This window comes from Hasllibacter sp. MH4015, assembly GCF_020177575.1.
In the GTDB taxonomy this organism is placed as follows: domain Bacteria; phylum Pseudomonadota; class Alphaproteobacteria; order Rhodobacterales; family Rhodobacteraceae; genus Gymnodinialimonas.
The window spans coordinates 522,595-545,635 of sequence record NZ_JAHTBK010000001.1; the positions used below are offsets into that span (position 1 = coordinate 522,595).

The 23,041-nt window shown below is 65.5% G+C and carries 25 protein-coding genes; 12 read left to right on the top strand and 13 right to left on the bottom strand.

The window, feature by feature from the left end; translation table 11 throughout:
- Nucleotides 1-175: 175 nt before the first annotated feature.
- The 4 genes from KUW62_RS02835 to KUW62_RS02850 all read right to left on the bottom strand — a co-directional run bounded on the left by KUW62_RS02835 (nucleotide 176) and on the right by KUW62_RS02850 (nucleotide 4,300).
- Complete coding sequence (locus KUW62_RS02835; protein WP_224814006.1) at nucleotides 176-1,510, bottom strand: glutamine synthetase family protein; 1,335 nt, start codon at nucleotides 1,508-1,510, stop codon at nucleotides 176-178.
- A complete protein-coding gene (locus tag KUW62_RS02840) occupies nucleotides 1,507-2,346 on the bottom strand; it encodes an ABC transporter permease (RefSeq protein WP_224814007.1) in 840 nt (279 codons plus the stop codon). The genes KUW62_RS02835 and KUW62_RS02840 overlap by 4 nt, the downstream gene beginning before the upstream one ends.
- Nucleotides 2,343-3,209 (bottom strand): ABC transporter permease, encoded by an 867-nt coding sequence (locus KUW62_RS02845; protein ID WP_224814008.1) that lies wholly within the window; start codon nucleotides 3,207-3,209, stop codon nucleotides 2,343-2,345. The genes KUW62_RS02840 and KUW62_RS02845 overlap by 4 nt, the downstream gene beginning before the upstream one ends.
- Before the next feature lie 188 nt (nucleotides 3,210-3,397).
- The gene (locus KUW62_RS02850; RefSeq protein WP_224814009.1) at nucleotides 3,398-4,300 is read right to left on the bottom strand and encodes a hypothetical protein; all 903 of its coding nucleotides are present in this window, start codon (nucleotides 4,298-4,300) and stop codon (nucleotides 3,398-3,400) included.
- Between the two features lie 262 nt (nucleotides 4,301-4,562).
- Here KUW62_RS02850 and KUW62_RS02855 point away from each other — a divergent pair, with 262 nt between their 5' ends.
- On the top strand, nucleotides 4,563-5,555 hold the full coding sequence (locus KUW62_RS02855; protein WP_224814010.1) for a nitronate monooxygenase family protein: 993 nt from the start codon (nucleotides 4,563-4,565) through the stop codon (nucleotides 5,553-5,555).
- A 131-nt stretch (nucleotides 5,556-5,686) separates the two neighbouring features.
- Here the strand turns inward: KUW62_RS02855 and KUW62_RS02860 are convergent, their stop codons facing one another.
- From KUW62_RS02860 to KUW62_RS02900, 9 genes are all read right to left on the bottom strand, one after another.
- Nucleotides 5,687-6,415, bottom strand: coding sequence for a transporter substrate-binding domain-containing protein (locus tag KUW62_RS02860; protein WP_224814011.1), 729 nt, complete (start codon nucleotides 6,413-6,415; stop codon nucleotides 5,687-5,689).
- A 101-nt stretch (nucleotides 6,416-6,516) separates the two neighbouring features.
- The gene (locus KUW62_RS02865; RefSeq protein ID WP_224814012.1) at nucleotides 6,517-7,392 is read right to left on the bottom strand and encodes a DMT family transporter; all 876 of its coding nucleotides are present in this window, start codon (nucleotides 7,390-7,392) and stop codon (nucleotides 6,517-6,519) included.
- A 1-nt stretch (nucleotide 7,393) separates the two neighbouring features.
- Complete coding sequence (locus tag KUW62_RS02870; protein WP_224814013.1) at nucleotides 7,394-8,176, bottom strand: ATP-binding cassette domain-containing protein; 783 nt, start codon at nucleotides 8,174-8,176, stop codon at nucleotides 7,394-7,396.
- A 43-nt stretch (nucleotides 8,177-8,219) separates the two neighbouring features.
- Nucleotides 8,220-8,987, bottom strand: coding sequence for a phosphate/phosphite/phosphonate ABC transporter substrate-binding protein (locus tag KUW62_RS02875; RefSeq protein ID WP_224814014.1), 768 nt, complete (start codon nucleotides 8,985-8,987; stop codon nucleotides 8,220-8,222).
- Entirely contained in the window at nucleotides 8,984-9,421 is a 438-nt protein-coding gene (locus KUW62_RS02880; RefSeq protein ID WP_224814015.1) for a TerB family tellurite resistance protein, read from the bottom strand. The genes KUW62_RS02875 and KUW62_RS02880 overlap by 4 nt, the downstream gene beginning before the upstream one ends.
- 114 nt (nucleotides 9,422-9,535) lie before the next feature.
- Nucleotides 9,536-9,985, bottom strand: coding sequence for a DMT family transporter (locus KUW62_RS02885; protein WP_224814016.1), 450 nt, complete (start codon nucleotides 9,983-9,985; stop codon nucleotides 9,536-9,538).
- A gap of 143 nt (nucleotides 9,986-10,128) precedes the next feature.
- Nucleotides 10,129-10,986 (bottom strand): PhzF family phenazine biosynthesis protein, encoded by an 858-nt coding sequence (locus KUW62_RS02890; protein WP_224814017.1) that lies wholly within the window; start codon nucleotides 10,984-10,986, stop codon nucleotides 10,129-10,131.
- 179 nt (nucleotides 10,987-11,165) lie between these two features.
- On the bottom strand, nucleotides 11,166-12,278 hold the full coding sequence (locus KUW62_RS02895; RefSeq protein WP_224814018.1) for a hypothetical protein: 1,113 nt from the start codon (nucleotides 12,276-12,278) through the stop codon (nucleotides 11,166-11,168).
- 32 nt (nucleotides 12,279-12,310) lie between these two features.
- A complete protein-coding gene (locus KUW62_RS02900; RefSeq protein WP_224814019.1) occupies nucleotides 12,311-13,255 on the bottom strand; it encodes an isopenicillin N synthase family oxygenase in 945 nt (314 codons plus the stop codon).
- A 239-nt stretch (nucleotides 13,256-13,494) separates the two neighbouring features.
- Between KUW62_RS02900 and KUW62_RS02905 the strand changes: the two genes are divergently transcribed.
- The 11 genes from KUW62_RS02905 (at nucleotide 13,495) to KUW62_RS02955 (ending at nucleotide 23,029) form a co-directional block, all read left to right on the top strand.
- On the top strand, nucleotides 13,495-14,655 hold the full coding sequence (locus tag KUW62_RS02905) for an isovaleryl-CoA dehydrogenase (RefSeq protein WP_224814020.1): 1,161 nt from the start codon (nucleotides 13,495-13,497) through the stop codon (nucleotides 14,653-14,655).
- Nucleotides 14,656-14,979: 324 nt separating this feature from the next.
- The gene (locus tag KUW62_RS02910) at nucleotides 14,980-15,282 is read left to right on the top strand and encodes a hypothetical protein (protein ID WP_224814021.1); all 303 of its coding nucleotides are present in this window, start codon (nucleotides 14,980-14,982) and stop codon (nucleotides 15,280-15,282) included.
- Nucleotides 15,279-15,998, top strand: a complete 720-nt coding sequence (locus tag KUW62_RS02915) for a flavodoxin family protein (protein WP_305038459.1) — start codon at nucleotides 15,279-15,281, stop codon at nucleotides 15,996-15,998. Before KUW62_RS02910 ends, KUW62_RS02915 begins: the two co-directional genes overlap by 4 nt.
- Nucleotides 15,995-16,468, top strand: a complete 474-nt coding sequence (locus tag KUW62_RS02920) for a hypothetical protein (protein WP_224814022.1) — start codon at nucleotides 15,995-15,997, stop codon at nucleotides 16,466-16,468. The genes KUW62_RS02915 and KUW62_RS02920 overlap by 4 nt, the downstream gene beginning before the upstream one ends.
- Entirely contained in the window at nucleotides 16,459-17,031 is a 573-nt protein-coding gene (locus KUW62_RS02925) for a hypothetical protein (RefSeq protein ID WP_224814023.1), read from the top strand. The genes KUW62_RS02920 and KUW62_RS02925 overlap by 10 nt, the downstream gene beginning before the upstream one ends.
- Nucleotides 17,032-17,035: 4 nt before the next feature.
- On the top strand, nucleotides 17,036-17,599 hold the full coding sequence (locus KUW62_RS02930) for a hypothetical protein (RefSeq protein WP_224814024.1): 564 nt from the start codon (nucleotides 17,036-17,038) through the stop codon (nucleotides 17,597-17,599).
- Complete coding sequence (locus KUW62_RS02935; RefSeq protein ID WP_305038460.1) at nucleotides 17,596-19,200, top strand: carboxyl transferase domain-containing protein; 1,605 nt, start codon at nucleotides 17,596-17,598, stop codon at nucleotides 19,198-19,200. Before KUW62_RS02930 ends, KUW62_RS02935 begins: the two co-directional genes overlap by 4 nt.
- Nucleotides 19,201-19,272: 72 nt before the next feature.
- On the top strand, nucleotides 19,273-19,716 hold the full coding sequence (locus KUW62_RS02940; protein ID WP_224814025.1) for an ASCH domain-containing protein: 444 nt from the start codon (nucleotides 19,273-19,275) through the stop codon (nucleotides 19,714-19,716).
- The gene (locus KUW62_RS02945; RefSeq protein ID WP_224814026.1) at nucleotides 19,706-20,440 is read left to right on the top strand and encodes a hypothetical protein; all 735 of its coding nucleotides are present in this window, start codon (nucleotides 19,706-19,708) and stop codon (nucleotides 20,438-20,440) included. Before KUW62_RS02940 ends, KUW62_RS02945 begins: the two co-directional genes overlap by 11 nt.
- Nucleotides 20,433-22,364 carry an acetyl/propionyl/methylcrotonyl-CoA carboxylase subunit alpha gene (locus KUW62_RS02950; RefSeq protein ID WP_224814027.1) on the top strand — a complete coding sequence of 644 codons (1,932 nt, stop codon included), beginning with the start codon at nucleotides 20,433-20,435 and terminating at the stop codon, nucleotides 22,362-22,364. Before KUW62_RS02945 ends, KUW62_RS02950 begins: the two co-directional genes overlap by 8 nt.
- Entirely contained in the window at nucleotides 22,361-23,029 is a 669-nt protein-coding gene (locus KUW62_RS02955) for a glutathione S-transferase family protein (protein ID WP_224814028.1), read from the top strand. The genes KUW62_RS02950 and KUW62_RS02955 overlap by 4 nt, the downstream gene beginning before the upstream one ends.
- The last annotated feature ends 12 nt before the right edge of the window (nucleotides 23,030-23,041 follow it).

Sequence of the window (23,041 nt, forward strand, 5' to 3'; positions counted from 1 at the left end):
CGGGTGAGCGATCCGACGTGCATGTGGGGCACTTTATGGTTGCCAGATCAGCGCACAGAACGGGCGAAGCACCTGGATCAGCCAGATCGCTGACCCGGGGGGCGGGCCAGCGATTGCCCGGCGGCCTGCGGCCTTGATTCCGGGCCATCCCGCCGGGTCGGCGATGGACTGGCTTTCACACAGTATCCAGGTAAAGTTCCTGCTGCTCCTCGGCGCTCAATTCGGCCATGTAGCGCATTTCCTGCCGCTTCGTGGCGAGGAAGTTGGCGCGCAATTCTTCGGGGAAGATCCGCGCGATCGCCTCGCTCTTGTCGAAGGCCTCAATCGCATCGGCCCAGGTGATCGGCAGTTGCGGCAGATCCGCCCCGTAGGCGCTGCCCTTAACCGGGGCGGGTGGGGCCTCCGCCCGTTCTATGCCATCAAGCGCGGCCCCCAGAACGGCGGCCAGGAAGAGGTAAGGATTGATGTCGCCGCCTGCCACGCGATGCTCGATCCGCCGCGCCGCGGGGGCGCCTGCGGGCACGCGCAGGGCGGTTGTCCGGTTCTCGTACGCCCAGGCGGCGGCGGTCGGCGCATGGGCGCCGGGGACATAGCGGTCATAGCTGCTGGCATGGGGCGCGAAGACGAGCATGGAGCCGGGCATCGCCGCCAGGCATCCGGCAATCGCATGGTGCAGCGCGTCGGACCCCTCCGCCCCGCCATTGTCGAAGATGTTGCGCCCCTCCGCATCCAGCACGGAGAAATGGGTGTGCAACCCGTTGCCCGCGTAATCAGGGTAGGGCTTGGCCATGAAACTCGCCGCGAAGCCGTACGATCGCGCCAGCCCGCGCGTCAGCAACTTGAAGAGCCACGCATCGTCCGCCGCCTTCATCGCGTCGGGCTGGTGATCCATGTTGATCTCGAACTGGCCGGGGCCCGCCTCGGAAATCATTGTGTCGGCGGGAATGTCCATCGCCTCGCATGCATCGTAAAGCGCGGTCAGGAACCCGTCGAACGCATCAAGCTGCCGCAGCGCGAGGATTTCCGCCTGCTGCCTGCGAATACCGGATCGGGGCGAGGGCGGCACGCGCAACTCCTTTCCCCTATCGTCGATAATGTAGAATTCCAGCTCCGTCGCGACCACGGGCGTCAGCCCGCGCGCCCGGTAGCGGTCGACCACACGGGCCAGCGCGTGACGCGGATCGCCGTCGAACGGGGTGCCGTCTTCGTGGAACATCCAGATCGGCAGGAGCGCCGTCGGTGTTTCCAGCCACGGGACGGGCACGAAGCCCCGCTCGGTCGGTTTCAGGATGCCGTCCGGATCGCCCGCCTCGAACACCAGGGGGCTGTCGTCGATATCCTCCCCCCAGATGTCGAGGTTCAGGACGGAATAGGGAAACCGTGTACCGTCGGTGATCGCTTTGCCTGCGGAGCGGCGGGCAATCCGCTTGCCGCGCGCCTGTCCGTTGAGGTCGGCGGCCACCATGCGGATGGACTTGATCTGCGGGTTTTCGAGAAGAAAGTCACTCATCGGATCAGGTTCGGCCGCAAGCGCAATTTCCGCCGCCGGTCCTTGGGCAAGTGACGGTTCAGGCGGCGGTTGATCGCACCGAACAGCGTGATGATCAGAAGGGTCAGGACCACGAAATAGGCACCCACAATGGGATAAGGGATGAAGGGGTTGAACGTCCGCTCTGCGAAATAGGATGCGTAATAAAGGGCATCCCCGCGTTGCTGGAAGGCCGGGAAGGAGCTGAAGAAAACCAGCGCCGTCGCGTGGAACAGGAAGATCGCCTCGTTCGTATAGGCGGGCCAGGCCAGGCGCATCGTAGTGGGGAAGGTGATCCGCCGGAACTTCTTCCAACCGCTGAGGCCAAAGGCATCCGCCGCCTCCAGATCGCCGCGCGGCACGGCGCGCAATGCGCCATAGAAGATCTCGGCAGCGTAGGCGGACGTGTTGAGGAAGAGCACGATGAGCGCGCCGAGCCAGGCGCGGGCAAACCAGCGCGTCTCCGCCTCGATCGCGATACCGAACAGCTCGAACTCGAAGCCGAGACGCGGGATCATCACGAAGGCCTCGTAAGCCATGAAGAACTGGATGAAGAGCGGTGAGCCCCGGAACAGGAAGATGAACCATTCCGCGGGCTTGCGCGCCCAGGGTGAGGCGGCGGCCTTGGCGCAGGCGAGTGCCACCGCGAAGACAAACCCGAGGGACAGGGCCACCAGCCCGAAATAGACGTTCCAGATCATGCCGGAGCCGATCAGGACCACCTGTTCACAAATCCCGATCTCGCCGCGCGGCAGGAGCCGTTCGCCGATCCCGATGGAGCGCAGGGCATAGGCGTTGATCGCCTCCAGACAGGTCATGGTGCGGCCCCCACGGCGCTGGCCTGTCCGCGCGACAGGCGGCGGGTCAGGCGGCCAAGAACAATCTCCGAGACGCGGGTGAAGCCGAGGTAGAAGATCAGCAGGGCAAGGAAATACCAAAAGCGCCAATCGGGATGCGGGTAAGCGAAGCGCGAATTTCGCGACCCGCCAATTTCGCGGGCCCAATAGACGATGTCCTCGATGCCCAATAGGAACAGAAGCGGCGTGGCCTTGATCAGGATCATCCAGATATTCGAAAGCCCGGGCAGGGCGTAGATCCACATCTGCGGCACCAGCACGCGCCAGAAGGTCTGCCGGCGGGTCATGCCATAGGCCTCGGCCGTTTCCAATTGCCCGCGCGGGACAGCGTTCATCGCGCCGTAAAGGACGTTGCCGCAAAACGCGCCGAATACGATGGCGTAGGTGAAGATCGCGAGCGCGAAATTATAGGTCTCGTGTATCCATTGGGGCGCATTGCCCTGGGGCGTGCGGGCGGCATCGCAGACGAGGAAATTCGCGCCCTGCCGGATCGGCTCATCCCAGTCGGGGCAGGTGATGAGATGGCGGATATATTCGATGCCCTGGTCCAGCACGAGCACGAAGAACAGAAAGAACACGATGTCCGGGATGCCACGCACCATGGATGTGTACCCTTTGCCCAGAAGGCGCAGGGGAAAGAGGCGCGAGCGGGATGCGGTGGCGGCCCCGAAGCCCATCGCCAGCGACAAGGGTGCGGTGATTGCCAGAAGGGCGAAGACCACAAGGAAGCTCTGATAGAACAGCATATGGACGCCGTTCGTCAGGTAGCAGGAGAACCATTGGAAGGTCTCTAGCGTCGAAGGGTCTTCGCAGAAGCTGAACATGCGGGTCCGGGGCAGCGGAGGGTTTGGGTATTTATGGAGGAAAGGGGCGCGGGCGATAGCCCTAAAATGCGGGTGGCGGGTTCTGTCCGTGGTGGAAGACCGCGTGCTGCGTGGGGTCGGTTGCACGCTTGCAACCGGGGGTTAAGCATCGGAAGCTAAACGGAAAAAGAATTCTTGTTAGGGATTTCTTAAGACATTGAACCTGTTGGGGCCTGCGCTTTGCGCCGTAAAGGAGACCAAAGGAGAAGCAGCCCAAGGGCGAGCGCTGCAAGGGGCGGAAGCAGGGCGATCCAGACGACAAGATGAACGCGCGCCGTGGCGGCACGCCAGGGTCGGGTGGCGGTGTGATGTGCCGCAACGGCCTCCGTGTAAGGGCCGGGCTGGCAGAGGAGCGTCTCGGGATGGGGAAAATCGAGGCCGGTATTGAACGCGTGCAGGTGCATCTCCCGCTGCCATGCGGACAAGGCGCGCGCGTAGTCCTCCGCCGTTGCGAATGCCGGGCGCCGGGGGGCTTCGGGGATGACAGGACGCTCCGGCCTATCGCCCAGAACGTTTTGGCGGAAGGTGTCGATGGTTGCGATTTCACAGGTCGCTGTAGGGTTGGCCAGGAAGCCCGAAAGCTGCGGGCGCGGGTCAGAGGCCAGCAGTCTGACATCTTCCAACGTGGGCCGGATCGGGGACGTAGCCCAGACAAGTCCGATCCAGACCAGGCTGGCGAGGCCCCAAACGCTCCAGAGCGTTCCCCGAAACCGACCAACTGACCGGAATAGCCTGGTCCGGCCGAGCCGCCTGAGACCGGGCAGAAGAAGGGGGATCGAAAGGAGTAGCGGCGGGACAAGCGCGATTGAAAGGGTCGTCAGCAGGTCAAAGCGCGCGCGTTCGATCAGGGATCGTTCTTCGACATAGGCGGAGATCACGGCCTGGCGGGTTTCCGGTGCGGCCAACACGATGTCGTTGCCATCTGGCAAAGGCAAAAGCGCAACAGCCAGATTGGGCAGGATCGGCGCCACCGTGCTGGACGCGAGCAGGATGAGCGTCACCCAGATCGCGGCCATAATCGCCCAAATCCAGAAGAAAATCTGAAATGTCATTTGTGCCAACGTCGCCATTGGCGCGGGATACATCGGCCATGCGGTAAAAACTTGGCGCTGCGAGGTGCGGATCGAGACGCGCGGATGCGTCCGAGAGGGGTTGCGCCCTGACGGAGTGACTTCCGGCGCGGCATGCCCGATCCGACATGTGCCGATGCGACCAGATCTCCCATATCGCCGTGGCGCGCGCGCAACCGCAGGCACGCTGTTTGACACATGCACCGATCGGGCATCCAATGGGCGCAAATCGGGGAGGGAAGCTTTGAAAACGGGTCTTTCTGACGTCTTGGGCGTGGAGAAGCCGATCCTGTCCGCCCCCATGGCGGGCGCGGCGGGTCCTGATCTTGTCGCGGCCGTTTGCAATGCCGGCGGCTATGGTGTGATCCCGCTTTGGGGCAGATCGAAAGATTACGTAAGCGACGGTATTGATGAGCTTCGCGCGCGGACGGACCGGAACTTTGCCGTCAATCTGAACCTGTCCTTTCCGTATGAAGACCAGTTGGACATGTGCATCGCCAAAAGCGTGCATGGGGTGTCGCTGTTCTGGGGAATGGAGCCGTCGACCATCGCGCGGGCCAAGGCAGCGGGCCTGATCGTTCTGGTCAGTGTCGGGACAGCGAGTGAGGCTGAAATCGCCGCAGATGCCGGTGCCGACGCGATCGTCGCCCAGGGATGGGAGGCCGGGGGTCATGTCTGGGGCCAAGTATCGACCATGGCGCTTGTCCCGGCGGTCGTGGATGCGGTCGACGTTCCCGTCGTTGCCGCGGGGGGCATTGCCGACGGTCGCGGGATGGCCGCGGCCATGATGCTGGGTGCCTCGGGTGTCTGGATCGGCACGCGCCTGTTGGCCAGTTCGGAGGCGACGATCCACGACACGTATCGCCAAAGCATCCTCAACGCGACCGAGGCCGATACGCAATGGGCCCACGATCTCTATGATGTCGGATGGCCGGACGCACCCCACCGCGCGTTGTCCAATTCGACATCGCGGGCTTGGCTTGACGCAGGGTGTTCCGGGCCTGGCAACAGGCCGGGGGAAGGGGAGCGGATCGGGCAGCGGCCCAACGGCGATCCCGTCCTTCGCTACCAGAGCTACACGCCGATGCCCGGCACAAGTGGCGACGTGGCAGCGATGTCGCTTTGGTCAGGCCAAGGCGTGTCGCTGGTGCGCGAGGTCATGCCGGCGGCGGATATCGTCGATGAGATCTATGAAGGTGCGAAGACCTGCCTGCGGAACGGGGCCACGGCCCTCTGAAATGCTCCGTGCGCCGTGGCGCGCGATCCGGGAGGTGGAACCTTTGCGCGATTGCCCATTCCCGGGCCTAAACGAAAAGCGCGGGCCAGCTGGTGCCGCCCGCGCTTCTGTTTCCGTGACGGATCAGACCCTTACCAGGTCTGGGTGTCCTCGCCGAACCACTCGATCAGGAGCGCATTGAGCGAGCCGTCTTCCTTCATGGAGGTGATCGCCGCGTCGAAGGCTTCGATCAGCTCATCGCCCTCGCGCAGGCCCATGCCGACACCGCCGCCCAAGGGGACCGGGTCGAGGATGATCGACATGTCGGCATCCTCATCGGCGATCTGGGTCAGGAAGTCGTTGTCGGCGAAGACGGCATCGGCCTCACCGTTGCGCACGGCGGCGACGGTCTCATCCGGCGTTGCGAATTCGATCAGCGTCACGCCTTCCTGCTCCGCCAGGTAGCCGGCCTGGATCGTGCCGGTCTGGGCCGCGACGACCGCGCCGTCGAGCGACAGGTCGGGGTCCATGCCCATGAAGAGCGAGGGGGTGGGCGGGATATAGGCTTGGGTGAAGTCGATCACCTCGTCGCGTTCATCGGTGATGCTCATGCCCGCGATGATGGTGTCGTAATTGCCGGAGGTCAGGTTGGGGATGATCGAATCCCACTCGTTCGTGACCCATTCGCAGGTCAGCTCGGCTCGGGCGCACAGCTCATCGCCCAGCGCGCGTTCCAGCCCGTCGACTTCGCCGTCATCGTTGATGAAGTTGTAGGGAGGGTAGGCGCCCTCGGTGCCCATGCGCACCACGGAATGGGCGTCGGCGAAGGCCATGCCGGCCGTGAGGGCCAGCGCGGTTGTGGTCAGGATGATCTTTTTCATCGGGTTCTCCATGTTGACACCCCCCGCTGTTTTGTCGGTGGCGGGGGTGTGGTGATGGCATTGATTGATAGTGGAAATGGAGGGGAGGGCAAGATGCCGTGTCACCGGACGGTGGCGGTGGCGGGGCGGCGCAGCAGGACGAGGCCCGCGCCCACGATCAGCGCGCCACCGATCACGATGGCGGGGCCGGGCAAATCACCGAACCACAGGAAGCCGACGAGGACGCTGCCCAGAAGCTCCACATAGACCAGCGGGGCGAGGGTGGAGGCCTCCGTCAGGCGCGCGGCGAGGATCGTCAGCATGTGGACGATGACAGACAGCGCGCCGATGGCCGCGATCATGGGCCAGAGGGTCGCAGGGACGGGGGTGGCGGTGAACACGGCTTGGGGCGTCAGAAGAAGCGCGCCGAGGGTGCATTGGAAGGCCAACGTCTGGAACGGGTCGGTTCGCGCGGCGGCACGGCGGGTGGCGATCAGGTAGCACGCGAAGAGCGCGCCGGAACCCAGCGCCAGCAGCATGTCGAGCGAAATGTCGCTGCCCGGGCGCAGGATGACCAGGGTGCCTGCCAATCCCAGCACCAGGCTGAGGCCCTTGGCGCGGGTCATCGGCTCCCCGAAAAACGCGACGGACAGGAACACGGCGATGACGGGGCCCACGAGATAGCCGGTGATCGCGGTGGCCAGCGGCAGGCGCGCGATGGCCACGAAGTAGAGCGTCATGGCCGCGACAAGAAACATTGTACGCAGGGTGTGCGCCGCCAGGTCCTCGCGCGGGAAAACGTGGCGCGGCCCGAGGCGCAAAGCGGCAAGCGGCACGACGATGCAGGCCGCGACGGCGTAACGCGCCCAGGAGATGAAGAGCGGTGACAGGCTGTCGGACAGCGCCTTGGCGATGCCATCGGCCAGCGGCACGGTCAGCATGGCCACGACCATCAGGACGATGCCGCGCAGGTGCTGGCCGTCCTGGGCGTCGGTCATGTCAGGCGGTTTCGGAATGGCTGAGGAATTGGCGCAGGCGTTCGGAGGTCGCGTTGTTGCCAAACAGAGCGGCAGGCGGGCCCTGCTCCTCCACCAGACCCTGATGCAGAAACACGACATGGGAGGACAGGTCGCGGGCCATACGCATGTCGTGGGTGACGAGGATCATGGTGCGCCCCTCTTCGGCGAGGGACCGGATCACGCGGATGACCTCCTGCTCCAGCTCAGGGTCGAGGGCAGAGGTCGGCTCATCGAAGAGAAGCGCGCGGGGCTCCATGCAGAGCGCGCGTGCGATCGCGGCGCGTTGCTGTTGCCCGCCGCTGAGCTCTGACGGCCAGGCGTCGCATTTCGCCCCGATCCCCACCTTGTCCAGAAGGGTGCGGGCGCGGTCCTCGACCTCGGCCCGGTCCTTACCCAGAACGGTGACGGGCGCTTCCATGACGTTTTGCAGGATCGTCAGGTGGGACCAGAGGTTGAAGCTCTGAAACACCGTGGAGAGGTTGGTGCGGATGCGGCGAACCTGCGCGGCGTCGGCGGGGCGGCGGGCGTGGCCGGTGCCTTTCCACTTGACCGGCTCCCCTTCGAACAGGATCTCGCCCTGCTGGCTGTCCTCCAGAAGGTTGGCGCAACGCAGAAGCGTGGATTTGCCGGAGCCCGAGGACCCGATGAGGGAGACGACATCACCTGCCCGGGCCGCCAAATCAACCCCCTTGAGCACGTCCAGTGCGCCAAAGCTCTTGTGCAGGCCCCTTATGTCGATGACGGGGGGTTGGTTGCTGTCCACCGCGCGTTTCCCTGATCGTTTCAGACCTTGTGCCCGGAATGGCCTAGGCAGGCAATGGGCAAGCGGGCTGGGGCGGGATCGGCAAGTCGGTATACGCGGCCTCGGGCAGGGGCACGATGGCGCGCAGCATGAGCGTGTCGCGCGCGTCCTCGGGCAGGGCGGAGAGCGCGTCTTGCAGGGCGGCCCGATAGGGGGCGGGGTCCACTTTCCCGGCGGTAATGAAGCTGATGCCCGGGCTGGGATCGGTATCCGCAACGATCCGCAGGCCTGCGGTAAGGGCGGGGTCCCAGCGGTCCATCAGGGCATAGCTTTGCGCGTCGATAGATGCGAAATCCGCCCGATCCTCCGCCACGGCCCGCGCGCTGGCGCGGTGTGCGCCGGTGACGTGGAAGGAAGATGGCGAGAGGTTGAGGCGCTCGAATGACATCCACGGGGAGGCCCATCCCGAATGGCTGTCGAAACCGTTGAGCGCGAAGCGGGCACCGTCGAAATCATCGAGGGTCGGGCGGGGATCGCCCGCACGCGCGACGATGTGGGAGAGATATTGCCCCGGCCCCGCACCGGGCAGCCCGAAATCCGCCGCCCCGATGAGTGTGACCGTGTCGCGGAACCGAGCGCGGTAGGGCAGGTTGCAGATCTGGCCCAGGACAAGGTCGTCCCGGCCCCAGCATTCGACGACGGGTGCGTCGTGGGAAAGCCTGTCCGGGGCCGAAATGCCACGCGCGCGCAGGCCTTGCGCGGTGAGGTTCCAGAAGATGTCCAGCGCGCCCCGCGTCTCCGGGCGCAGGTACATCGGAAGGCTTGCGATCATGCCCGCTCGACCCGCTGCCGGGCGAGGTTGCTGTCGCGGTCATTCACGCCGAGCATCGGGGCCACGAGGCGGAGAAGGGCGTCTTCCTCCTCGTCCCGCGTGCCGTCGGCCAGCACGATGGCCCACATCGCCTCGATCACGCCAACGCGGTCGTCATAGGGGACGGCATCCTTGATGGCGCGCGTGAAGCGGACGGTATCGGGCGCCTCGGCCTCCAACGCCTCGGCTTCCTGGCGCAGGGCGGCCGTTTCGAGATCGGACATCGCGTAGCGGTGCTTGAGGATGTGTTCGATGTTTTCGGCCTCGACCCGGGCATAATCCCCGTCGGAGCGGGCGATGCGCACGAGCAGGGCCGCCAGCGCAAGGCGGGCATCGTCGAAGGGGAGGGCTTCGGGTTCGGGGGCCGTGAGGCGCTTGAGAAGGTCGACAAACATGGGATGGATATATGGCGCGCTTGCCGGGATGGAAAGGCCGGTGGGAGACGCTCGTTCGCGTCTTTTGCCTTGCAAAAGATCGCGGACATCGCCCCTCCCGCCGTCCCGTATGTTTCAGGCCCTAGACAGCACGACCCCGCCCGCGACCATCGCGATGGCCATGATGCGGCTGAGGTCGATGGGCCGCGCCTCCATTCCGAAGGCACCACGGGCGTCGAGGATGATGGCGGCCAGGAGCTGGCCCAGGATCATCGCGCCGAACATCGTCACGACGCCCAGGCGCGGGACCGACCAGATCGCGGCCCAGACCCAGATCGCGCCCAGCACACCGCCCATCAGCGCCCACCACGGCACGTTCGAGAGTGCGGCGATGGAGGAGGCGGCGGTACCCTTGTACCAGGCCAAGGCGGCGAGGACGAGGAAGCCCACGGCGAAGGAAATGGCGGCGGCGGCGGTCGGATCGCCCATTTCGCGGGCAAGGACCGCGTTGATCGGGGCTTGCATGGCGAGTGCGGCACCGACCGCCACGACGAGCGCCACGGCGAAACCGAGCGAAAGGCCCATGGGAAATCTCCTTAATCAATGGGGAGAGTATGGGCCTCGGCCGGTGGCGGCGCGAGTGGGGGAAGCCTTACTTCCTGGGGGCGCTGCCCCCGTCGCCCGAGGGCGACTCCCCCGGGATATTTTCGGCACATGGAAGATCAGGGTCAGGGAATGCGGATCTGGCCTTGGGCGATTTTGACCGCCCGACCCGCGACACGGATCGCGGTCAGCGCGCCATCGCGTGTGTCGATGGTCAGGCGCAGGGCGGAGGGGCGGCCCATTTCGACGCCCTGGTTGAGGTGGATCGTGGTGGTGCCCGCATCCGGTAAGTGACCGGTGGCATTGAGCTGTCCGGCGAAAAGGGCGGTTGCGGAGCCGGTGGCGGGATCTTCCATGATGCCCGCGGGCGGGTCGAACATGCGGGCCTGAATGCTGTCGGAGCCGGTGCGGACATACGCGTAGAGCCCGCCGGTGCCGCCGGCGGCTTCGGACATCCGGGTGAAGGCGGGCTCCCGGGGCCAGGCGCGGGCGAGACGGTCGAGGTCGGCCAGCTCGGCATAGACGAAGGAGGGGCCGCCCTCGAAATGGCCGACGGGCGTGGCGGCGAGGTCGGACGCGGTCAGGCCCATGGCGGCGGCGACCGTGGCGCGGTCAGGGGCCGGGCGCGGTGTCGGCAGCTTGGGGGCGGTGAATTCGGCAAGGCCGTCCGAGATGGTCACGGGGACAAGGCCCGCGACTTCCTCAAGGGTCACATCGGGCGCGCCGTTCGCCAAGTGCAGCGCGCAGCCGATGGTGGGATGGCCCGCGAAGGGGATCTCGGCGGTGGGGAAGAAGATACGGACCTTGGCGGTGTGGGCGGGGTCGCCGGGGGTCTGGACGAATATGGTCTCGGACAGATTGAACTGCCGCGCGATGGTCTGCATCTGCGCGGTCGTGAGGCCGTCCGCGCGTTCGACGATGGCGAGCGGATTGCCAGTGAACGGCGTGTCGGTGAAGACGTCGTAGATGTGGAAATCGAGCATGGGACCCTCCGGTTTGCGTATGAGGGTGCGGCCCTTGGCGCGGGAGCGCAAGGGGGCGGGGCATGACGATGCGTGATAGGTGGCGTCAAGGGGGCTGATGCGCACAGTCGGAAGTATGGGGCGCTTGCAGTTCCGGGGTCGCACGTTCGGGTTGCGACGGAAGTTGGGTTGCAGCCGGTCTACGCGTTTCGCGTCACCGTAAACGCCTCATCATTGAACCACAGGCCGCCGTATTTGTGCAGGATGTCGGCGGTGATGTCGAAATGGCGGGTGGAGCCTTGGACCTCTTCCAGAAGCTGGTCGTCGATTTGGGCCACGTAGGTTGCGGCGTTCCATGCGGCGGAGAGGGTGGAGGTGCCGATGGAGGGTCCGACCTCCTCGGGCAGGGTGTGCATGCGGTAGGAAAGAAGCGCGTCGCCGCCGGAGGGGATGGTGAGGTCGTAGTGTGCGGTTTCGGGGCCGAGTTCGTCCTTCAGCGCGGCGATCAGGTCGTAGCGGTTGACCGGGAAGAGGTCGATGTCGGGCCAGATGGCGTTGACGATCTCCTCCGCCGGGTCGCCGCCCGCGCTCTGTACGGTGAGCATCCGGCCACCGGGGGCCAGCGCGCGGGCGAGGGGGGCGAGGATGGACCTGGCCTTGAGCGGGGCAGGCGTGCGGGCACGCCAGGGTTGGGAGGCGAGGATCAGGTCGTAGTTCGCCGCGGTCGCGCCTTCGCGGGGGATGACATTGTCCAACAGAAACGCATGATCGGCGCGGTAGACGACCAGAACGGTGGGCGTGACGTAAAGTGGGTTGCCGGTTTTTGGGGAGGATTTGACCTGCCAGTTCTTGACAAGGAACGGGTCGAGATCGCGGAGTTGTTCCTGGAACCCGATGGAGGACTGACCGTCGAGGGCCACGAATTTCCACGTCACATCCGCGGGCGTGTTGGGTGTGAGCCAGGGAGCCTCGGCATAGAAAAGGTTTGTCATGGCAACGATCGCGGCGGGGTGTTCGACCAGACGGTCGGGCAGTTTTTCGAGGCTCAGCCGGATATCCTCTAGGCTGATTTCCTTGCCGACCATGTATTGCGGGATCGTGGGAAAGCGCTGATGCAGCGCCCGCATCGTGTTGGCCAGAACGGTGCCGTCGCCCATCCCCGCATCGAACACGCGCAGGGCGGGAGGACGCGGCGTGATCTGCGCGATCTCTTCCATGACACGCTCGGAAATGCGCCATTTTTCGTTCGTGGTGTTCACGAAGGTGAGGTATTTCAGGCGGTTGTCGAAGAAGCGGAACGGTTTGTCAGCCATGCGGGCCATTGAGCCCGCATGGGATGGGCGCGTCAATCGGGGCTGTCGGGATTGTGAACGTCGTAAGAGGCTTCGAGTTCATGGCGCAGGAAGTCGCCGAACTTGAGCGGCTCAAATTTTGGCCGACCGACGAGGGGTGCGATGGTGGTTGAAACATGCGGGTCGAAGAAGAAGGGTACGGAGTAGCGCTCCCGCCCGGACGTGTTGATGACGCGGTGCGGCGTGGAGATCAGGCGCCCGTTTGACAGGCGGTGCAACATGTCGCCGACATTGACGATGAAGGCGTCTTCGCGGGGCGGGGCATCGACCCAATCGCCCGATGGCGTCTGCACTTGAAGCCCGCCCACGTCATCCTGCGCCAAAAGGGTGAGGCAACCGAAATCCTTGTGGGGGGCGGAGCCGAAGAGATCCTCGGGCGCCTGAGGCGATTGCGGCGGGTAGTGCAGCAGGCGAAGCCAAATGGTGGGCGTGTCGAAGGCGGAAAGGAAGGTCTGATCCGCGTCGATGCTTTGAAGGGCAAGCGACATGAGCCGACGGCCTAGACCGGTCATGGCCTGCGCATAGGTCTCGCAGGTTGCACGGAAGCCGTGAAGGTCGGGCCATTTGTTTGGACCGGAGAGGTAGATCGCCGGATCGTGGACGGCGTCTTCGCGCATCATCATGAAGGATGCGGATTGATTGGGCTTGGTGACTTCGGCCAGGTCTGACGTCACATCGGTCGACGTGTTGATCGCGATGTAGCCGCGATGGGTATGGTCGATGGTGAGGGCTTGCTTGGCGGCATCGGGCAGGGCGTGAAATCGCTTTGACGCCTCGAAGATGGCAGCGCGCAAATCGGGGTCGATGCCGTGGCCGATGATGTAGGCGAAGCCGGTCTCGCCATAGGCCTTGGCGAAGGCAGTGGCGAGGGCGGTCGTGTCGTCGCCGTTGATGAGCGGCGCGATGTCGAGAACGGGGATCTCGTTGAAATCCGTCATGGGAGGTCTCCGGGTTTGAATTCTGGGAAGGGCTGGAGCAAAGGCTCCGGCTATCCCGCAAACCGTTTGCGGCGGTGGGCGCTGTGACGCTCCAACACGACGAGGTGGAGAAATTCCTGCGACAAGGCCATGGTGGGAATAGGGATGATCGGATGGCGGCAAGTCAAGCGGGGGCTTTGACTCAGACGCCTTCCGGCGTTAAATGAACAAGTGTTCAATTCTTGACGTGAGGCGTGGCGATGTTTCTGGGTTCGATGAATTTTGATCTGGGCGAGGATGTCGCCGCACTTCGCGACATGGTGCATTCCTGGGCGCAGGAGCGGGTCAAGCCGCTGGCCGCGAAGACGGACCGCGACAATGCATTCCCCAACGAGCTGTGGTCCGAGATGGGGGAGCTGGGGCTTCTGGGCATCACGGTGGACGAGGATTATGGCGGGGCGGGCATGGGGTATCTTGCCCACACGGTCGCGGTCGAGGAAATCTCCCGAGTATCAGCGTCGATCGGCCTTAGCTACGGGGCGCATTCCAACCTCTGCGTGAACCAGATCAAGCTGAACGGGACGCCGGAACAGAAGGCGAAATACCTGCCGAGCCTGGTCTCCGGCAACCATGTGGGCGCGCTTGCAATGAGCGAGGCCGGGGCGGGATCGGACGTGGTGTCCATGTCGCTCCGCGCCGAAAAACGCAACGATCGCTATGTGCTGAACGGGACGAAGTACTGGATCACCAACGGTCCGGATGCGGACACGCTGGTGGTTTATGCAAAGACCGACCCTGCGGCGGGCAGCAAGGGGATCACCGCCTTTCTTATAGAAAAAGAGATGGTGGGTTTTTCGACCTCCCCCCATTTCGACAAGATGGGGATGCGCGGCTCGAACACCGCCGAGCTGATCTTTGAAGATGTGGAAGTGCCGTTCGAGAACGTGTTGGGCGAAGAGGGGCGCGGGGTGGCCGTTTTGATGTCGGGCCTCGATTACGAGCGTGTGGTGCTGAGCGGTGTGAATATCGGGATCATGGCCGGGTGCCTGGACGAGGTGATGCCGTACCTTAAGGAGCGGAAGCAGTTCGGGCGGCCCATCGGAGACTTCCAGCTGATGCAGGGCAAGATCGCGGACATGTATGCCTCGATGAACTCGGCGCGGGCCTATGCCTACGAGGTCGCCAAGGCGTGTGATCGAGGGCAGGTGACGCGGCAGGATGCGGCGGCCTGTGTGCTCTATGCCTCCGAGGAGGGGATGAAGGTGGCGCACCAGGCCGTGCAGGCGATGGGGGGCGCTGGGTTCATGAACGATTCCGCGGTCAGCCGTATGTTCCGGGATGCGAAACTGATGGAGATCGGCGCAGGGACGTCCGAGATCCGGCGCATGCTGGTGGGCCGCGAATTGATGGGGATGATGTGAAGACCGAGATGGCTGGACGCGACGCGGCACTTGCCGCGCGATGCCGACGTCCCGGGCGTTCTTCGGCCAGGGTGAAGAGAGCGGCGGCTGATGTGGCCCACCATCCGCGTGCGGCGTTGCAGCGGTGCTTGATGACGGCCATGCGCGAATGGTCCGGGATTGCAAACGGGTGCAGGGCCTTGGGATGGGAGGCGACCACATGGCTCCACGATACTGCTGCGCCGTGGTGGGTGAGCGCGCGGGGCAGCGCACGACACGCGCAGGCACCTTTGGACGTGGCGGATCGGGAGGGCGCGCGATCCATCGGCACGGGGAAATAGCGAGATGATGCGCCAGATCGCCCTGCCGCTTGCCGGGTTGCTTGCCGTTGCGGGTGCCTTGGGCCTGTTCCTTGGCCTGCGGTCGGCACCACCGAGCGAGACGGAAGTCATCGACGCCCAGGCGGCGGCTTATGTCGCGGAGACCGGCGGCGACCTGACCGATTGCTATGGGGTGCCTGCCGGTGTCGAGAATGTGTGGCTGATCGTGATTTGCGAGCGCGAAGGGTCGGAGGCGTGGTATCAGGCGGTGGACCGGGCAGGTGTTCCGGTCGACGATGAGGTGATCTTCGGGGAGGACGAGACATGAGTGATTTCAGCGATCTGAAAGCGGTCTATTTCAACACATCGCTCAAGCGGCAATCGGCGGAGAGCCACACCCAGTTGCTGCTGAATGCCAGCGCGGGCATCCTTGAAAAGAATGGCGTCACCGTCACCCATATCCACATGCTCGACCACCAGATCCCGCCGGGCGTCTACCCGGACATGAAGGAGCATGGCTGGGCCGCCGATGACTGGCCGCAGATCTGGGAGATCGTGCTGGAGGCCGACATCATCGTCGTGGGCACGCCCCTGTGGCTGGGCGAGGAATCGAGCCTCTGCCGCGTGCTGATCGAGCGGCTTTATGGCATGTCCGGAGAGCTGAACGACAAGGGGCAGAGCATTTACTACGGCAAGGTCGGCGGCTGCGTGGTCACGGGCAATGAAGACGGGGTGAAGCACGCGGCAATGACCATCGGCTACGCGCTGAGCCATCTGGGCGTGACGATCCCGCCCCAGGCCGATTGCGGCTGGATCGGGGAGGCCGGGCCGGGACCGTCCTATGGCGACGATGACGGGGAGGGCGGCAAGATCGGGTTCGGCAACGATTTCACCCAGCGCAACACGACCATCATGTCGTGGAACCTCATGCACATGGCGCGGCTGCTGAAAGAGGCGGGCGGATTGCCGAACGAGGGTAATGACCGGCGCGCCTGGAAGGCGGGGTGCCGGTTCGATTACGAAAATCCGGAGTACCGGGCGTGAGATTGGTCACGTCCCTTGTCATCGGCGTTGCGGCGGCCCCGAGTGGTCACGCGGGCGCGCAAGGGATGGAGACGTGTGTGAACGGAGCGATGGAAGCCTTTGAAGTGCGGCTGAGCGCGGCATTGAACGCCCAGGCGGCGCCGAATTTCGACCTGGTGCGCGGCCGCGAGGTCGGCGATTGCGGCGGCATCGCGCTGCTGCAATGCGGGGCGGAGGAGGCCTGTCGGTCCGAGGCCGCGGACGAGATGCGGGCGCAGGCGGCACGGTTCGCGGCGGTTCCCGTTCCGGCGGATGTGAGCGGGCGCTTCCCGCCATGGTCCGACGGGCTTTATCCCCAGCTCTGGACGCGGGTAACGGAGGGCTGCGATGGGTGCGCGCCCGATGCCATGCTGGAACATCTGGGTGATGCGGCAAGCCTGTGGCAGGTCGCCCGCGTCGTCGGCGTCGTGGAGGCGGGCGCATGGCGGTGAGGCTTCTTGCGCTCGTGCTGACGCTGCTGGCGGGTCCACTCGCGGCGCAGGATTGGGCCGACGGCGCGCCTTCGACGCCACGGTTTGGGCAATGTCTGCCGGAGCAGATGGAGGCTTTCGAGACGCGATTGATGGGCCTGCCGGGCTATGGCGTGACGGTTCCGCTGGATGCGCTCAATGTGCATTGGGTGCAGCATTGCGGATATCTGGCGATGGGGATCTGCCAGGATTCGAACAATTCCCTGATCTGTCAACGCCGGTTGCGCGATGCGTTCGCGGCGCGGGCCGCGGATATGCGCGGCCATCTACCGGACCCGGAAGAGGTCGCTGGGCTGGCGCTGTCGCCGCTTTATGGCCGGGTCTGGGCGTTGGCCCACGGGACGAATGCGGGCGACGATTGCGCGGGCTGGGATTACCGCCGGATGCTGTGGTGCCGGTCGTTCCAGGAGGCGCTGGCGTTCGAGAATGCGGTGTGGGCCTGGCAGGTTGCGCGGCTGATGGGAGTAGCTGGCCCGTTGGATTGGGAGGCGCTGAGTGATCTCGACATCCGTGATGAGGGGTAAGGTGGTGGCCACAAGTTGCGCCGTCGCCCTGGCATTGATGCCGTGGGCCGCATTTGCGCAGGCGCAGGGCGAGGCGTCCGGCGCGGTCGCAGCGGCGGAGGCGTGCCTTGAGCTTGGCGATGCCGCCTTCGAGCAGAGCCTCACCGACACGCTCGACCCGAGCGACGTTGAGGCGCTGGAGCAGGTCTATTCCACCGCAACGTTCGAGTGCTTGGGTCTTGCGATGGCGATCTGCGAGCGCGAGGTCGACGGCGCGGCGTGCCTTGTCGACCTGGCGGATTGGATGCGCGGGGCGCGCGCTGACATCGTGGCACAGGTGCCGGACGCTCTGGAAAACGAAGACGCCGCGCAGGTGGCGGCCTATGGGGAGGCGCAGGCGCGGGCCGCATCCCCCGCCGATGAGGCCGACTGCGCGCATATGGGCGAAGAGGACCGGGCGCGGTATTGCGCCGTCGTGTCTGAAGGTATGGCGCTGGAAGATGCCTATGCAGTGTGGCGCATGGCGCGCCGCGACGGGGCTGTGCCGTTGGAAGGCCACGGGCCGATTGATCTGGAGTTGATCCGATGAGATTGAAATCATCCTTCCTTGCAGGCTCAGACGAGGCCCGCGCCAATCGAGAGGCGCATCTGGAAGCGCTGCGCGTCGTGCGCGAGGCGGCGGAGATGGCGGCGGCGGGGGGCGGCGCGCGCTCCCGGGAGCGCCACGTCAGCCGGGGCAAGATGCTGCCGCGGGAGCGGGTGGCCAATTTGCTCGATCCGGGCTCTCCGTTTCTGGAGGTCGGCGCAACGGCCGGGCACGGGATGTACGAGGGCGCGGCGCCGTGCGGCGGTGTCGTGGCCGGAGTGGGCCGTGTGCATGGGCGCGAGGTGATGGTCGTGTGCAACGACGCGACGGTGAAAGGCGGCACGTACTACCCAATCACCGTGAAGAAGCATTTGCGGGCGCAGGAGATCGCCGAGGAATGTGGACTACCCTGTGTATACCTTGTGGATAGCGGCGGGGCGAACCTGCCCAACCAGGATGAGGTGTTCCCGGATCGCGATCATTTCGGGCGGATCTTCTACAATCAGGCGCGGATGAGCGCGAAGGGAATTGCGCAGATTGCCGTCGTGATGGGCTCGTGCACGGCGGGGGGTGCCTATGTGCCCGCGATGAGCGACGTGACGATCATCGTCAAGGAGCAGGGCACGATTTTCCTGGCCGGCCCGCCGCTGGTGAAGGCGGCGACGGGGGAGGTCGTGACCTCCGAGGATCTGGGCGGCGGGGATGTGCATACGCGGCTCAGCGGCGTGGCGGATTACCTGGCGGAGGACGATGCCCATGCGTTGGCCCTGGCGCGGCGGGCCGTGGGGTCCTTGGACGGGTTCGGGGAAGACTACGGCGTGACGCTTGGCGGGCGGCCCCCGGCCTATGATCCCGAGGAGTTGCTTGGCGTGGTGCCAGCGGCCCTGACCACCCCCTACGACATCCGCGAGGTGATCGCGCGCGTGGTCGATGATAGCTATTTCGACGAGTTCAAGGCGCGGTTTGGCGAGACGATCGTTTGCGGCTTCGCCGAGGTGTTGGGATTGCCCGTGGGGATCGTCGCCAACAACGGCGTGCTGTTTTCCGAGGCCGCACAGAAGGCGGCGCATTTCGTGGAATTATGCTCTCAGCGGAAGATCCCGCTGGTCTTCCTGCAAAACATCACGGGCTTCATGGTCGGGCGGAAATACGAGAATGAGGGCATCGCAAGGCATGGGGCCAAGATGGTCACGGCTGTGGCGACGACCGCCGTTCCCAAGGTGACGATGCTGGTGGGCGGCTCCTTCGGGGCGGGCAATTACGGGATGGCGGGGCGGGCGTATTCCCCGCGCTTCCTGTGGTCCTGGCCGAACAGCCGGATATCGGTGATGGGCGGCGCGCAGGCGGCGGGCGTCCTGGCGACGGTGAAGCGGGCCGCGATGGAGAAGGCGGGGGAGGATTGGTCGGCGGAAGCCGAGGCGGCGTTCAAGCAGCCGACGATTGATATGTTCGAGGAACAATCGCACCCGCTCTACGCGTCCGCGCGGCTTTGGGATGACGGGGTGGTGGACCCGCGAAAATCCCGCGAGGTTCTGGGATTGAGTTTGGCGGCGGCGTTGAACGCACCGATCGAGGAGACGCGCTTTGGCCTGTTCAGGATGTAGCCTCAAGCCCGGGTCCCGGGTGGAGACAGGCGAGGGGCCAGCCCCTCGCGCTCCCCGGGATATTTCCGGCACATGGAAGAGGGGCGTGCGATGATGGAGGATTTGCAGAGCCGGTATCCGGGTGCCGCGACCTATGTGTTCGGGGACAGCGCGCGGTTGTCGGCGGAGTTGCTGGCACTGGTGCGCTCAGGTGCCAAGCGCGCGACCTGCTGCGCGGTGGCGGACGTGACGGCGGGGCGCGAGGCCCTGCCCGGGATCGGGCGTCATGACATCGCCACGACATTCGACGGACGGCCGGCGCTGGTGACGCGGACGGTGGAGCTGCGGTTGGTGCGGTTTTGCGACATGCGCGAGGAGATGGCGTTGGCCGAAGGCGAGGACGAGACATTGGCCGGGTGGCGAGAGGGGCACGAGCGGTACTACCGGCGCGCGGGGATTTTCGACCCGGAAATGGAGCTGATCTGGGAGCGGTTCGACGTGGTCGAGGATCTGGGGGCGGTGGATGATGCCGGGTAGGGTTTCGCTGGCGCTGCGCCTGTATTTCTGTCTTCCGGGTGCGCTCGGCGCCCTGGCGTTGTGGATGGAGCCGGTTGGCGCGCAGGTCGCCGGGGCCACGTCGATCGCGGCAGCCTTGCTGGTTCTGATCGGGCGCGTGGGGAAGTGGGCGGGGTTCTTGGTGATCTGGTTTTTTTGGATTGCCGGCGGCCTCCTCGTCGCGGTGACCTTCCCATTATGGCCGGTCATGATCGGCTGCACGCTTCTGGTCTGGACCGCGTGTTTCGCGGCCACGCGCATCGGGCGGACGTGGGGGGCGGGCCGCGCCGCGCGGCTGGCCGCTAGGGGCCGAGGCATTCGGGAATGCGAATGGGTGTTCACCGGGGCGGATTACGTGGCGGGGCATCCGTTGAACCGCCTGTCCTTCGGGCTTTGGGCCAGCGCTGCGGCTTTTGCACTTGCAACGGCCCTTGTGATCTTCGACCTGGCACTGGGTCTGGCCGCGCCGTGGGAATGGGCGCTTGCTGCCGTCTTTGCGCTGCCGATCTGGCCGATCCTGGCTCGGCAACCCGTGGCCTATCCGATGGTCTTCGGCGCCGGCCTTGCGGCTGTCGTGACCTTGAGCCCGGTCCTGATGGCGCTGATGCTGCCGGTTTGCTTCTATTGGGCGGACGGCGTGCGCCCCAACCTGATCTACCGCCACCGTTTCGAGCGGCTTTTGCCGGGGGGAGCCCGCGATGTTTAAGAAAATCCTGATTGCGAACCGGGGTGAGATCGCGTGTCGCGTCATCGACACGGCCCGCACGATGGGCGTGCGCACGCTGGCCGTCTATTCCGACGCCGACGCGCATGCGCGGCATGTGGCACTGGCAGATGACGCGGTACGGATCGGGGGGCCGAAGCCCGCCGACAGCTACCTGCGCGGCGATGCGATCATCGCGCTGGCGCGCGAGAAGGGCGCGGAGGCGATCCACCCGGGCTATGGCTTCCTGAGCGAGAACCCGGATTTCGTCGAAGCCGTGGAGGCGGCGGGATTGGTCTTCATCGGGCCGGGGGCCGATGCGATCCGCGCCATGGGGCTGAAGGATGCGGCAAAGGCGTTGATGGAGGAGGCGGGCGTACCCGTCGTGCCGGGCTATCACGGTGCGTCCCAGGAGCGGCTGGCCGAACGCGCCGCGGAGATCGGCTATCCGGTGCTGATCAAGGCGGTCGCGGGCGGCGGCGGCAAGGGAATGCGCCGCGTGGACCGGGCGGAGGATTTCGCCGACGCGCTTGACAGCGCGCGGGGGGAGGCGGCGACCGCGTTCGGTAACGACGCGGTTCTGATCGAGAAATTCGTGGCCACACCGCGCCATATCGAGGTGCAGGTGTTCGGTGACGGGGAAAAGGCGGTGCATCTGTTCGAGCGCGATTGCTCGCTTCAGCGGCGTCACCAGAAGGTGATCGAGGAGGCGCCCGCACCCGGCATGACCGAGGAGATGCGGGAGGCGATGGGCAGCGCCGCCGTGCGCGCGGCGGAGGCCATCGGCTACAAGGGCGCGGGCACGGTGGAGTTCATCGTCGACGCCTCCGACGGGCTGCGCGCGGACCGGTTCTATTTCATGGAGATGAACACCCGGTTGCAGGTGGAGCATCCGGTGACGGAGGCCATTACCGGCGTCGATCTGGTGGAATGGCAGTTGCGGGTGGCGGCGGGTGAGCCGTTGCCGATGCGACAGGGCGATCTTGCTATCAACGGCCATGCCTTCGAGGCGCGGCTTTACGCCGAGGATGTGCCGAAAGGGTTTCTGCCCGCGACCGGCAGGCTGGCGCATCTGCAATTTCCCGGCGGCGCACGGGCCGATACCGGTGTGCGGCCCGGAGACGAGATCAGCCCGTGGTACGACCCCATGATCGCCAAGTTGATCGTCCATGGGGCCACGCGGGAGATCGCGTTGGGACGCCTTGAACAGGCTTTGTCGGAGACGCAGGTCGCCGGGACTGTCACGAACCTCGCCTTTCTGCGGGCGCTGGCGCGCCACGATGGGTTCGGGCGAGGTGAGGTCGATACAGGCCTGATCGACCGCGATATCGAGGCGCTGTCAGCGCAGCCCGAGCCGTGTTCCCGGTGCCGGTCCATCGCGGCGATCGGCGCGATGGGTCTGGACGGTGGACCGGTGCAGGGCTTCACGTTGTGGGACCCGATGGTGCAGCAGGTCGCGCTGGCCCGCGGGGAGGATGTGGAGCTTTTGAAGGTTGCCGTGACCGGGCCGGGACGCGCCCTGGTGACACGGAACGACGGCGGCGAACACGAAGTGTCGTTCGGGCCGGATGGCTGGGCCGTGGACGGCGCGCCGGTCCCGGCGGACGTGGTGCGCCACGAAGCGGGTCTCTCGGTCTTCTGGGGCAACAATTACCACTTCACGCTGCCCGACCCGCTGGACGTGGCGGGCAGCGCGGGCGCCGCAGCGGGCCGGATCGAGGCGCCCATGCCGGGGCTGGTGAAGGCGGTCTTCGTGGCGGCGGGCGCGCAGGTGCAAACCGGCGACCGGCTGGCGATCCTGGAGGCGATGAAGATGGAACACGTGCTCAAGGCGGGACGGGACGGCGTGGTCGCGGAGGTGCTGACGCAGGCGGGTGCCCAGGTCGACGCGGGCGCGCCGCTGATCGTGCTGGAGGAGGAGGGATGAGTGACGTCGTTCGGTTGCACCATGTCCCCTGGGGCCGATCGTTCCGGGTGCTGTGGCTGTTGCAGGAGATGGGGATCACCCCGGAATTGGAACTCTACGAGATCGGCACGCGGAAGATGCAGGAGCCCGGGCTCAAAGACCGCTCACCCGCCGGCCGCATTCCGGCGCTGGAGATCGACGGGCGCACGATCTTCGAGAGTTCGGCCATCTTGCAATATCTATGCGAGACGCGACGGGAGTTCGGGTTCGGGCGGGAGCCTGGGCAAACGGACCGCGTGGCTTACCTGGAGGCGCTGGGATTTGCGGAGACCATGGCCTCCCTGATCGAGCAGCTGAACCTCAACCACCTGTTCCTGCGGCCTCCGGCCAAGCCCTCGCCCGCCGTTGTGAAGCTGAACACCCTGCGCCTGAAAGGGACGTTGGCGGGGCTGGAGGGGATGATCGCGGGGGAGTACCTGCTTCCATCAGGTTTCTCGGCGGCAGATACGATGCTGGGCTTCAACCTTTTCGCCGCGCCGTTCTACATGGATATGGAGCCGTTTGCCGAATTGCGGGCCTATTGGGCGCGGTTGCAGGCGCGGCCGGCCTTCCAAGCGGCGGCTGAGATCGAAGGGCCGCAGACCTTCTACGCGAAAGACTTCTACCCTGTGCCAGAGGCAGAGTGAGGATGCCTTCGG

What these genes read in the sequence shown, in the direction of transcription:
- KUW62_RS02875 (WP_224814014.1), bottom strand. Translation starts at nt 8,987, where the DNA reads ATGATCGCAAGCCTTCCGATGTACCTGCGCCCGGAGACGCGGGGCGCG.
- KUW62_RS02885 (WP_224814016.1), bottom strand. Translation starts at nt 9,985, where the DNA reads ATGGGCCTTTCGCTCGGTTTCGCCGTGGCGCTCGTCGTGGCGGTCGGT.
- KUW62_RS02840 (WP_224814007.1), bottom strand. Translation starts at nt 2,346, where the DNA reads ATGACCTGTCTGGAGGCGATCAACGCCTATGCCCTGCGCTCCATCGGG.
- KUW62_RS02900 (WP_224814019.1), bottom strand. Translation starts at nt 13,255, where the DNA reads ATGACGGATTTCAACGAGATCCCCGTTCTCGACATCGCGCCGCTCATC.
- KUW62_RS02880 (WP_224814015.1), bottom strand. Translation starts at nt 9,421, where the DNA reads ATGTTTGTCGACCTTCTCAAGCGCCTCACGGCCCCCGAACCCGAAGCC.
- KUW62_RS02915 (WP_305038459.1), top strand. Translation starts at nt 15,279, where the DNA reads ATGAGTGATTTCAGCGATCTGAAAGCGGTCTATTTCAACACATCGCTC.
- KUW62_RS02910 (WP_224814021.1), top strand. Translation starts at nt 14,980, where the DNA reads ATGATGCGCCAGATCGCCCTGCCGCTTGCCGGGTTGCTTGCCGTTGCG.
- KUW62_RS02895 (WP_224814018.1), bottom strand. Translation starts at nt 12,278, where the DNA reads ATGGCTGACAAACCGTTCCGCTTCTTCGACAACCGCCTGAAATACCTC.
- KUW62_RS02945 (WP_224814026.1), top strand. Translation starts at nt 19,706, where the DNA reads ATGCCGGGTAGGGTTTCGCTGGCGCTGCGCCTGTATTTCTGTCTTCCG.
- KUW62_RS02860 (WP_224814011.1), bottom strand. Translation starts at nt 6,415, where the DNA reads ATGAAAAAGATCATCCTGACCACAACCGCGCTGGCCCTCACGGCCGGC.
- KUW62_RS02950 (WP_224814027.1), top strand. Translation starts at nt 20,433, where the DNA reads ATGTTTAAGAAAATCCTGATTGCGAACCGGGGTGAGATCGCGTGTCGC.
- KUW62_RS02835 (WP_224814006.1), bottom strand. Translation starts at nt 1,510, where the DNA reads ATGAGTGACTTTCTTCTCGAAAACCCGCAGATCAAGTCCATCCGCATG.
- KUW62_RS02865 (WP_224814012.1), bottom strand. Translation starts at nt 7,392, where the DNA reads ATGACCGACGCCCAGGACGGCCAGCACCTGCGCGGCATCGTCCTGATG.
- KUW62_RS02955 (WP_224814028.1), top strand. Translation starts at nt 22,361, where the DNA reads ATGAGTGACGTCGTTCGGTTGCACCATGTCCCCTGGGGCCGATCGTTC.
- KUW62_RS02890 (WP_224814017.1), bottom strand. Translation starts at nt 10,986, where the DNA reads ATGCTCGATTTCCACATCTACGACGTCTTCACCGACACGCCGTTCACT.
- KUW62_RS02905 (WP_224814020.1), top strand. Translation starts at nt 13,495, where the DNA reads ATGTTTCTGGGTTCGATGAATTTTGATCTGGGCGAGGATGTCGCCGCA.
- KUW62_RS02925 (WP_224814023.1), top strand. Translation starts at nt 16,459, where the DNA reads ATGGCGGTGAGGCTTCTTGCGCTCGTGCTGACGCTGCTGGCGGGTCCA.
- KUW62_RS02940 (WP_224814025.1), top strand. Translation starts at nt 19,273, where the DNA reads ATGGAAGAGGGGCGTGCGATGATGGAGGATTTGCAGAGCCGGTATCCG.
- KUW62_RS02850 (WP_224814009.1), bottom strand. Translation starts at nt 4,300, where the DNA reads ATGACATTTCAGATTTTCTTCTGGATTTGGGCGATTATGGCCGCGATC.
- KUW62_RS02935 (WP_305038460.1), top strand. Translation starts at nt 17,596, where the DNA reads ATGAGATTGAAATCATCCTTCCTTGCAGGCTCAGACGAGGCCCGCGCC.
- KUW62_RS02845 (WP_224814008.1), bottom strand. Translation starts at nt 3,209, where the DNA reads ATGTTCAGCTTCTGCGAAGACCCTTCGACGCTAGAGACCTTCCAATGG.